At 62.4% G+C, this 8,558-nt stretch carries 10 protein-coding genes, 1 tRNA gene and 1 rRNA gene; 6 read left to right on the top strand and 6 right to left on the bottom strand.

The window, feature by feature from the left end; all coding sequences use genetic code 11:
- Window positions 1-114, top strand: a 5S ribosomal RNA gene (gene rrf, locus VSR34_RS29330).
- A 185-nt stretch (window positions 115-299) separates the two neighbouring features.
- Here the strand turns inward: rrf and VSR34_RS29325 are convergent.
- Window positions 300-473, bottom strand: a complete 174-nt coding sequence (locus VSR34_RS29325; RefSeq protein ID WP_165822956.1) for a hypothetical protein — start codon at window positions 471-473, stop codon at window positions 300-302.
- A gap of 140 nt (window positions 474-613) precedes the next feature.
- On the opposite strand from VSR34_RS29325, the gene VSR34_RS29320 reads away from it, so the two are divergent.
- Window positions 614-784, top strand: a complete 171-nt coding sequence (locus VSR34_RS29320) for a hypothetical protein (protein WP_342964219.1) — start codon at window positions 614-616, stop codon at window positions 782-784.
- Window positions 785-802: 18 nt separating this feature from the next.
- Here the strand turns inward: VSR34_RS29320 and VSR34_RS29315 are convergent, their stop codons facing one another.
- From VSR34_RS29315 to VSR34_RS29300, 4 genes are all read right to left on the bottom strand, one after another.
- Window positions 803-2,206 carry an MATE family efflux transporter gene (locus tag VSR34_RS29315; RefSeq protein WP_342964218.1) on the bottom strand — a complete coding sequence of 468 codons (1,404 nt, stop codon included), beginning with the start codon at window positions 2,204-2,206 and terminating at the stop codon, window positions 803-805.
- Window positions 2,158-2,466 (bottom strand): DUF2288 domain-containing protein, encoded by a 309-nt coding sequence (locus VSR34_RS29310; protein ID WP_028213553.1) that lies wholly within the window; start codon window positions 2,464-2,466, stop codon window positions 2,158-2,160. Before VSR34_RS29310 ends, VSR34_RS29315 begins: the two co-directional genes overlap by 49 nt.
- Before the next feature lie 652 nt (window positions 2,467-3,118).
- A complete protein-coding gene (locus VSR34_RS29305; protein ID WP_028213554.1) occupies window positions 3,119-3,826 on the bottom strand; it encodes a peptidoglycan DD-metalloendopeptidase family protein in 708 nt (235 codons plus the stop codon).
- Between the two features lie 165 nt (window positions 3,827-3,991).
- Window positions 3,992-4,906, bottom strand: coding sequence for an aldose epimerase (locus tag VSR34_RS29300; RefSeq protein WP_342964217.1), 915 nt, complete (start codon window positions 4,904-4,906; stop codon window positions 3,992-3,994).
- Between the two features lie 491 nt (window positions 4,907-5,397).
- Here VSR34_RS29300 and VSR34_RS29295 point away from each other — a divergent pair, with 491 nt between their 5' ends.
- The 4 genes from VSR34_RS29295 (at window position 5,398) to VSR34_RS29280 (ending at window position 7,587) form a co-directional block, all read left to right on the top strand.
- On the top strand, window positions 5,398-6,228 hold the full coding sequence (locus VSR34_RS29295) for an undecaprenyl-diphosphate phosphatase (protein ID WP_028213556.1): 831 nt from the start codon (window positions 5,398-5,400) through the stop codon (window positions 6,226-6,228).
- A gap of 113 nt (window positions 6,229-6,341) precedes the next feature.
- Window positions 6,342-6,418: transfer RNA gene (locus tag VSR34_RS29290), tRNA-Arg, on the top strand.
- A gap of 313 nt (window positions 6,419-6,731) precedes the next feature.
- Entirely contained in the window at window positions 6,732-7,130 is a 399-nt protein-coding gene (locus tag VSR34_RS29285; protein WP_028213557.1) for an RT0821/Lpp0805 family surface protein, read from the top strand.
- Window positions 7,131-7,137: 7 nt separating this feature from the next.
- Window positions 7,138-7,587 (top strand): NUDIX hydrolase, encoded by a 450-nt coding sequence (locus VSR34_RS29280; RefSeq protein ID WP_028213558.1) that lies wholly within the window; start codon window positions 7,138-7,140, stop codon window positions 7,585-7,587.
- Between the two features lie 64 nt (window positions 7,588-7,651).
- Here the strand turns inward: VSR34_RS29280 and VSR34_RS29275 are convergent, their stop codons facing one another.
- On the bottom strand, window positions 7,652-8,470 hold the full coding sequence (locus VSR34_RS29275; protein ID WP_028213559.1) for a GNAT family N-acyltransferase: 819 nt from the start codon (window positions 8,468-8,470) through the stop codon (window positions 7,652-7,654).
- Window positions 8,471-8,558 lie beyond the last annotated feature (88 nt).

Raw genomic sequence — 8,558 nt, 5'->3', positions numbered from 1 at the left:
CCTGATGACCATAGCGAGTCGGTCCCACCCCTTCCCATCCCGAACAGGACCGTGAAACGACTCCACGCCGATGATAGTGCGGATTGCCCGTGTGAAAGTAGGTAATCGTCAGGCTCCTCATGCCGTACCGTCCAACCCCGGTGTCTCTCAATGAGCGCCGGGGTTTTGGCGTTTATGCGATGTGGAAAATGAAGGCGCGCAAGACTTAATGTCCCGGATGCGGCAACAAAGCGCCGCGCAACCAGGCTCAACTGGCAGCGGGAGAGAGTCAGGCCAGCACCGCGCCTGCGCCGCAGCGTTCAGTGCCTGCGGCGAACCCGGTCGAGCACATGGTGCTCGGCCAGCCAGTGATGCATCATGCCTTCGCCGTCGTGCTCCTTCCTGTAGGCGCGCGATTCAAAAATCGATAGCCCAAGCAGCACGAGCAGCCCTACGGCAAGACCGATCAGACCCGCAATAGTTTCGGCGTCCATGGCAGCCTCCTGTCGATTGCAGCCATGTCCGTATCTTAGAACAGTGTCGCAGCGGAAAAAATAGCGGTTTGCGCGCTGCGCCACGCTGTATCGAGTTATGGAGTGGAGAATGGACCACCACTCAGAAAGGATTTGATCTGATGTCCCGTATTTATCTGGCCCTCATGATGGGCGCTTTGCTTTCGGCGTGTGCTGACAACTCGACGACGCACCACCACGGCACCCCGCCGCAGGATCCGCCCGACTACCACGGGGTACCGACCGACGACCGTCCGCCGATGATGATCGAAAACACGCCGCCCGCTCAGTGAGCGCCCAGCGGGCGCAAGCTACTCAGCCCAACCGTGCAGGGGGCGAGGTTCAATCGCACCGCTGATGCGCGGCACCAACGGTGAGAGCGTCAGCCCGCGCGCCGCCATGAACACGAGGAGGGCGATCCACAGCCCGTGGTTGCCGAGCGGCCCGACCAGCGCCCACGATGCGCCAAGAAACACTGCCAGCGATACCACCATTGCGTGCATGAGTTCTCGAGTGCGTGTCGCCCCGATGAACACGCCGTCCAGCAGAAATCCCCAGACGGAAATCAGCGGCGACAGCGCGGCCCACGGCAAGAATGTGAGAGCGGCGGTACGTACCGCCGGTTGGTCGGTTAGCTGACCGATAATCCATGGGCCACAGACCCAATAGACGACGGAAAAGCCGAACGCCCCGAGCGCCGACCAGAACAGATTGACCTTGACCGCCTCGCGAAACGCGGTTCGGTTGCCCGCACCAATTGCCGCGCCGACCAGCGCTTCGGCTGCATGAGCGAACCCGTCGAGGCCGTACGCCATGAAGGTTTGGAAGTTGAGAAGCAGAGCGTTGGCGGCAAGAATGGCGTCGCCTTGCGCCGCGCCCAGGTGGGCGAACCACCCGAACGACCCCAGCAGGCAGAGCGTACGCAGAAAAATATCCCGATTGAGTACGACGAGCCGCTTCACCGCCGCGGGCTCGAGTACGGTGCGCAGCGCTAGCGGGGCAAGCCCGCGAGGACGTAGCCTCCAGAGCACACAGGCGCCGAACACAAAGCCAAGCGCATCCGCAGTCGCCGTCGCCGCCCCGATGCCTGCGATGCCCCAACCCAGGCCATATACATAGCCAAGCACTGCAGCGACATTCACGAGATTGATAAAAATCTGCGAAGCCAGCGCTATGCGCACGCGTTGCGTGCCCAGTAGATAACCGAGTACGACGTAATTCGCCAGCGCGAAGGGCGCAGATCCAATACGCGCCAGACAGTAGATCGTGGCGTTATGCTGCACCTCGACACTGCCCCCAATAGCCGCGAGCGTGTATCGAATCACGGGCGACTGGATCAGCAGGATCACAATGCCGATCGCGAACGCCAGCAGCAGTGCGCGCACGACGTTCGCGCGCAGCGCAGCGAACTCGCGCGCGCCATGGGCCTGTGCGACGAGTCCAGTCGTTCCCATGCGCAGGAAGCCGAAGCCCCAGAACACGAAATTGAAGAACAGTCCGCCTAGCGCGACGCCGCCCAGGTCGGCTGCGCTGCCAAGGTGACCGGCCACGGCGGTATCGACGGCGCCGAGTATGGGCTGCGTGAGATTGGCGAGAACAATGGGAAACGCGAGCGTCAGCACGCGCCGATGCCAGCCGCGCTGGTCGGGCAGGGCCTGCGCGTCGCTCAAACGCGCTCCTGCACGCACACCCACGGCGAAACGACCACGGCCCATAGTTCAGGCTTGCGCGCAGCGTAATCGGCCGCCGTTTCTGCTTGCATGCGTACGACGAGGCCCGACGACAGCCATTGCGTGACGACGGTGCTGTCGTCGTTAGCGATGGCCTCGGCCACACTGACGAGGTCGAGGTCGCTCGCCACGCTGAGCAGCTTGCCTTGGGCGAAAAAACGTTCGAGATCCTGCCAGTCTATCTTGGCGGTTTCGCCGAACAGTTTGGCGTACAGCGAGCTGGGGTTGGCGTCTTCTATAGTCATGGTGAAGAGGTGATGCGGTGCGCCCGTTACTATAAACGATAGCCCGCCTGCCGACAGGGCGGTTGACGAGCGCGTTTTCGGCGGCATTAATCACATTAATGATCGATAGCCAGGTTCGAGCCGCCGAAATTCAGACAATAAGGTAGATTAAACCGGTCAAACATCTGATCTTAAGCGTGCTGCGAAATGGTTTCAATTTTTGTACATCCGAGTCGATAAAATGCGCTGCTTCGTGCGCTTCCCCACTAAAGCGCGCGGCTCAACAAAATGAGAAAATTGCAGCGGGTTAAAGCGATGATCCGGCATTGCGAAACATCTCGGTAGCCAATCGTCGTCGGCCTGAGAACACCTACCGGCAAGGCTTTCCGTCGTTTTTTGCCTAGTCGCGGCGTGCCCTTGCTGCGAACGCTTTTATGCGCAACGACCCTAGATCGAACGTACGTATTCATCGCCGAAAAGTGGTGCGACACATAATCCGTGCGCCGCAACACATTCTCGGTCTAATTAAGTGATTGCGCCGCAGGAAACCGATTGATAGATTGCGATTCGGCGCATGGTAAACCGGTCCTTTACCGATATGCGCCAAACCCCCGTTAGCCCGGCGCCATGCCGGGCTTTTTTTTGCCTATCGATCGGGTGGCAACAGTCTCGGTCAGCGTGCCGGCAGTTCGCGTGTCGGATCGATCGAGCGCCCTTGATAGCGCAACTCGAAATGCAGCATCACGCGATCGTTGTCAGTGCTTCCCATTTCGGCGATCTTCTGACCTTGCGTCACGCTCTGACCTTCCTTCACGAACAATGCCTGATTGTGCGCATAGGCCGTCAGGTAGTCTCCGTTGTGCTTGATGATCAGCAAGTTCCCGTAACCACGTAGACCGCTGCCGGCGTAGACCACCGTGCCCGGCGCTGCCGCGACGACCGGCGTGCCGGCCGCGTTGACGATGTCGATACCCTTCGAGTCGCGGCCGTCGAAGTTGCGTACGACCTGCCCGCTGGTCGGCCAGACAAGCGAGATCGACGGGCTGGCTGCGGCCGATGGCGCGGACGACGAGTCGGCTGCGTCCGCCGTTTCCCGCGGAGCGCTCGCGCCTGCACGCGGCGCGGCGCTGGTGCGTGCGGTCGTCGTGCCGGCGGGCGGCTCCACGCGCAGCACCTGGCCGACTTCGATGGCATCGGGGTTCGACAGATTGTTCCAGCGCACGATGTTCTGCACAGACTGGCGATTGCTACGGGCGATCTTGTAAACGGTGTCGCCGCGTTCCACGCGGTAATAGCCAGGCCCGACCGGGGCCGATCCACACGCGCTCAGCAACGCAATGAGCGCCGCACATGCAATCCGTCTGATTCCTGGTGCCAACATTGAACCTCGCATGACGTTGCCTCGCGACTGACTGAGCTTCGTCGCCCTGGCAAAACGACCGATTTTAGCGGGTTTGCCGGCAAAGCTGGCTTTTCGCCTGACGAATGACTGACGAAAGCGGCCTCACAGCTACGCCCGTCGGCACCGCATGTGACAAAAGTGAGATTAGCCGTCGAGCGCTTCGACACCGATGCGCAGCACTGCCGTCTCCGTATGGCCCGGGTCCAGCCAGCGCAGCCCGAGTCCATTATGAATCGCATCGGGTAGCCCGAGCCAGGGTTCGATGCAGTAGAAGTCGGAGTTTTCGGCTTCCGTCCATGTCGTCACCGCGTACCAGGCAAGCGAGCCGGGTCGGTTCAGATCGATGGTCACCCGTCTGCCTAGCCCCGGCGCAACAAGGCGTACGGACGAAGCGGGCGGCGTGGGCTCCAGAACATGGAAACGGTCGATGATGCGAGGATCGTCGAGCCGGTACTGCTTCTCACCTGGCTCGGGCGCGCTGATCGAGCCGTCCGCGAGCTGATGGCGGCGCTGTGCGGAGGGCAGATCGAGCGTCGTTTGCGCGCGCTGGGCGTGCGGCAACGCGAAATAGAAATGATGCCCCGCGTACCAGGGAAAAGGCTGTGAGCCGGTGTTGGTCACGCTCAGGCTTACGTCGAGCGTCTGAGCGTCCGCCAGACGATAGAGCGCTTCAAAGCGAAAGGCGAACGGGTAACCCGTGCGTGTGGCGTCGGAGTCGACGAGTGTCATTCGCAGACCATGCCCATCGTCGTCGACTTGCGCCGTGAAGGGCAGGTCGCGCGCGAAGCCGTGCATCGGCAGATCGCGGATGACACCCTGTGCGTCGCGCCAACGGCCGATTTGACCGTCTACGCGATGGCGGCCAAGAAACGGGAACAGCAGCGGGTTCCCGCCGCGCACGCGTGCCGGCTCTGCCCAATTTGCGTTGTCCGGCCAAACGATGACAGGCTGGCCTTCCATATCCCACGAGAGCAATCGTCCGCCGGCCGACGGCGCGAAGCGCAGCGTCGAGGTGCCGCGCGAAAGGGAGATGATGTCCTGCTGCGGGTTGACGTTCATGGGCGAGCCTGGGGTGGTGGGAGAAGGTATCGGCGCACTTGCGCCGGGCAGGCGGATTTTGCGCCGCTTTCGCATGCGTGAAAACCCGCGTCGGGAAAGCGTGACTTTTGTCGAACGATGTGAGTCGGGATAATCCGCATGACCGTGCGTTGGCGCACAGACCATTTTCGCAGGAGACCTGCATGGACCTCGCAATAGCAATGAGCATGGCTCTGTTCAGCCTCTTTGTGGGCAGCAGCGCGTATTTTTTCTACAAGATGGCGCGTTGAGCGCGGCCTATCGGTCCCCTGAGTCTTCTTCGCAATTTCCACCTCACACGTGGTGTCAAGAACCCGTGCATTCGCGGCCAATTTTGTTGCGGCGCGGTAACTTCTCCGACAAATACGTCACCAGGCTTGGCGCTGTAATTCGGCCCAGGCATAATCGGTGCGCTCCGCCGCACCGGCTCCGCATGGTCCGGCACCTTACGTCAATATTACGAGGATCCGCGCGTGAGTCTCTGGTTTCTACTCTTCCTTAGCGTGTTGCAAGGCGTCACGGAACTCTTTCCCGTGAGCAGTCTCGGTCATACGCTGCTTGTGCCGGCCGTTTTCGGCATGCACATCGACAAGCATGCGCCGCAACTCCTTCCGTTCCTCGTTGCTTTGCACCTGGGGACTGCCGTCGCGCTGCTCTGGTATTTCCGCGAGCGTTGGGTCGCGCTGATCGGCGGCTTCTTCGGCTCGCTGGCCGGGCGCAAGAACGATGAAGGACACATGATGTGGGCCCTCATCGTTGGCACCATTCCGACGGGCATTGTTGGCCTCGTGTTGGAAAAGCGCATCGAAGCGATCTTTCACGATCTGCGCATCGTCGCGGCGGCACTGATGGTCAACGGCGTGCTGCTGTGGTTCGGCGATCGTCTTCAGCGCGCGCGCGCCCATCGTCCGCCGGAGAAGCTCACGTTTCGCCAGGCATTTTTCGTCGGCCTTGCGCAGATCGGCGCGCTCATTCCCGGCTTTTCGCGCAGCGGCCTCACGATGATTGCGGGCAATGCGGCGGGCCTTACTGCCGAAAAGGCCGCGGAGTTCTCATTCCTGCTCGGCACGCCGATTATCTTCGCGGCTGGCGTGCTCGAACTGCCCAAGCTCTTTCATGCGCGAGACCAACTGGTGACGGCGCTCGTCGGGGGCGTGCTCACCGGGATCGCGGCCTGGCTGAGCGTGAAGTTCCTGATGCGCTATTTCGAGGGGCGTGGGCGCCTGGCATCGTTCGGCGTCTATTGCCTGATCGCGGGCGCGATCTTCCTTGGCTGGTTCGCGTTACATCAGCAGCCGGTTTGATTGCGGCACCCGTGACCCTCGGAAACGCGACCACCCGCGCGACCGCGTGAGACTATCGCGGTATAATCCAGCCCCGTCTTCGTGGGGCCGTTCGGGGCCTCGCACGCGACCACGCGACAGTAGCTCAGCTGGATAGAGCATCGGCCTTCTAAGCCGAGGGTCGGGGGTTCGAGCCCCTCCTGTCGCGCCAGATCAAATGAACATAAAGCCCGGCCTTTCTCGCCGGGCTTTTCACTTTCCACCGTTCGATCGCAGTAGGGCGATGAACCGGTGTTCAGCAATGCCGAAATCAAGGACGTAATTGCCTCACTGCGTTCACCGACTGCCGGCAGCCGGAGGTGCATTGCTTGATGGCCGAGCCGTCACCATCGGGCACATCTGAAAAGGACCGATCGAGGGCGGCCAGCGGCTTGCACACGGCCTCGCATGGCAGGTGAAAAAAGGGTGCGTGTTATGCTTTTCGCCGATACCGAATACCGATTGCCCATCGAGGAGAACATCCAATGGCCACGTTGCCCCGAGCCCTGCACACCCTGAGTACCCTGAGCGCGGCGCTCCTTGTCACGATCGGCACGAGCAGCGCGCATGCCGCCAATCTCGGCTTTCTAAACAACACGCCGATGTCGTTCATGAACCAGGCGGACTACAGCTCGCTCCAGAATGCCGTGCGCGACGCCGTCGAGCACAAGGCAGATGGCGAGAGCACGACCTGGACCAATGAAGGCTCGCGCAACAGCGTGCGCGTCGACTCGACCATCACGCCGTCGAACACGCGAAAGGAAGGCGACAAGACTTGCCGCGACACGGAAGTTGTCATCAATGCGAAGGGGCAGTCGATGACGCTGCGTCCACATTTCTGCCGCGTGGGGGAAGGCGCGTGGAAGTTCCAGAAGCAGCACTGAGCGCGCGGTGAACGCCAAGGTCGTTTCGTGCGGCATCGTGCTGCTAGATCCTCACGGCCGCGTGCTGCTTGCGCACGCAACGGGCACGAATCACTGGGACATTCCCAAAGGGCAGGGCGAACCCGGCGAGACAGAATCACAAAGCGCGCGCCGGGAAATGGCCGAGGAAACCGGCATCGTGCTCGCAGCGTCGCGGCTCGTCGATCTCGGGCGCTTTGCTTACCGGCGCGACAAGGATCTGCATCTCTTTGCGGCGCGCGCGGCGCCCGACGAACTCGACCTGTCGCGCTGCGTTTGCGTGTCGCTCTTTCCGCGCCGGGAGGACGGCGTGATGATTCCCGAAATGGACGCCTGGCGCTGGACCGTTCCGTCCGACGTCGCCAGCTACGCGAGCCGCAGTCTCACGCGGCTGTTCGAGACAGCGCTTTCGCTCCCGGAACTGCACCGCAAACTCTGATCCGCCGGAACAGGCGGCGCCGCAACGAGCGCCTCGCCTTTTCCGATGTGCGGCGGATGCGGCTTTAACGCCCCACAGCTTCGCCGAGGAAGTGGCGCGCGTAACGCTCGTTGATCTCCGAGAGGCGGAAGAGCGTGAGGAAGTCGGCGCAGTTGAAGTCGGGGTCCCAGGCGGGCGCGCCGCAGATCTTCGCGCCAAGGCGCAGGTAGCCCTTGATGAGAGGCGGCGGCACGGCAGGCGTGCCGGTGCGCAGTTCCTCGACGGGCAGCGGCGTGTGCGGGAACGCGCGGTATTCGGGCGCCGTCAACGCGTTGGCGCCGAGCGCGCAGTACAGGTTCGCCGCGTAGTGGCCGCCGTCGGCCATCGCGACGCTCGCGCAGCCGAGCATCGTCTCGTAGCCGTTGTGCGTCATGTAGCCGCCAAGGCCGCCCCACAGGGACATGATGACCGAGCCGCTGCGGTAGTCGGGGTGCACGCACGAGCGGCCCACTTCGACCATCTTCGGGCGCAGATGCGCGAGGCGCGAGACGTCGAACTCGCTTTCGGCGTAGAGACGGCCGATGCGCGCCGCTTGATGCGGCGGCAGCACGCGATACGTGCCGACGACCTTGAGCGTGTCGAGGTCGCGTACGAGCAGGTGGTCGCAGTAGGCGTCGAACGCGTCGACATCGAGGCCGGCCGGACCGGTCAGGTGTGCGCCCATTTCCTCGGCGAACACGCGGTAGCGCAGACGCTGGGCCTCGCGCAGTTCCTCGTCGCTGCGAGCCCAGGCCACCTGCAGCCGATGCTGCGCGGTGACCGTTTCTTCGGCGCGCGGCAGGCGCCGATTCGACTCGAATAGCGTCGAGGCGAACGGCAGGGTGGGCGTCGGCAGATCTCGCATGGGGCGTCCTTCGGAAGTAAGAGAACTTTCCCGGCAATGTAGTAATACGCGGTTACGTTTCCATGAAAAAGCAGTGACGATTCGATGA

Origin of the sequence: Paraburkholderia sp. JHI2823, assembly GCF_038900695.1 — a bacterium.
Taxonomy (GTDB): Bacteria; Pseudomonadota; Gammaproteobacteria; order Burkholderiales; family Burkholderiaceae; genus Paraburkholderia; species Paraburkholderia mimosarum.
This window is presented reverse-complemented; position numbering and strand designations above follow the sequence as displayed.

Bases quoted from the DNA above. Each gene is read 5' to 3' on its own strand.
- VSR34_RS29325 (WP_165822956.1), bottom strand. From the start codon at position 473: ATGGACGCCGAAACTATTGCGGGTCTGATCGGTCTTGCCGTAGGGCTG.
- VSR34_RS29320 (WP_342964219.1), top strand. From the start codon at position 614: ATGTCCCGTATTTATCTGGCCCTCATGATGGGCGCTTTGCTTTCGGCG.
- VSR34_RS29315 (WP_342964218.1), bottom strand. From the start codon at position 2,206: ATGGGCCGTGGTCGTTTCGCCGTGGGTGTGCGTGCAGGAGCGCGTTTG.
- VSR34_RS29310 (WP_028213553.1), bottom strand. From the start codon at position 2,466: ATGACTATAGAAGACGCCAACCCCAGCTCGCTGTACGCCAAACTGTTC.
- VSR34_RS29305 (WP_028213554.1), bottom strand. From the start codon at position 3,826: ATGTTGGCACCAGGAATCAGACGGATTGCATGTGCGGCGCTCATTGCG.
- VSR34_RS29300 (WP_342964217.1), bottom strand. From the start codon at position 4,906: ATGAACGTCAACCCGCAGCAGGACATCATCTCCCTTTCGCGCGGCACC.
- VSR34_RS29285 (WP_028213557.1), top strand. From the start codon at position 6,732: ATGGCCACGTTGCCCCGAGCCCTGCACACCCTGAGTACCCTGAGCGCG.
- VSR34_RS29275 (WP_028213559.1), bottom strand. From the start codon at position 8,470: ATGCGAGATCTGCCGACGCCCACCCTGCCGTTCGCCTCGACGCTATTC.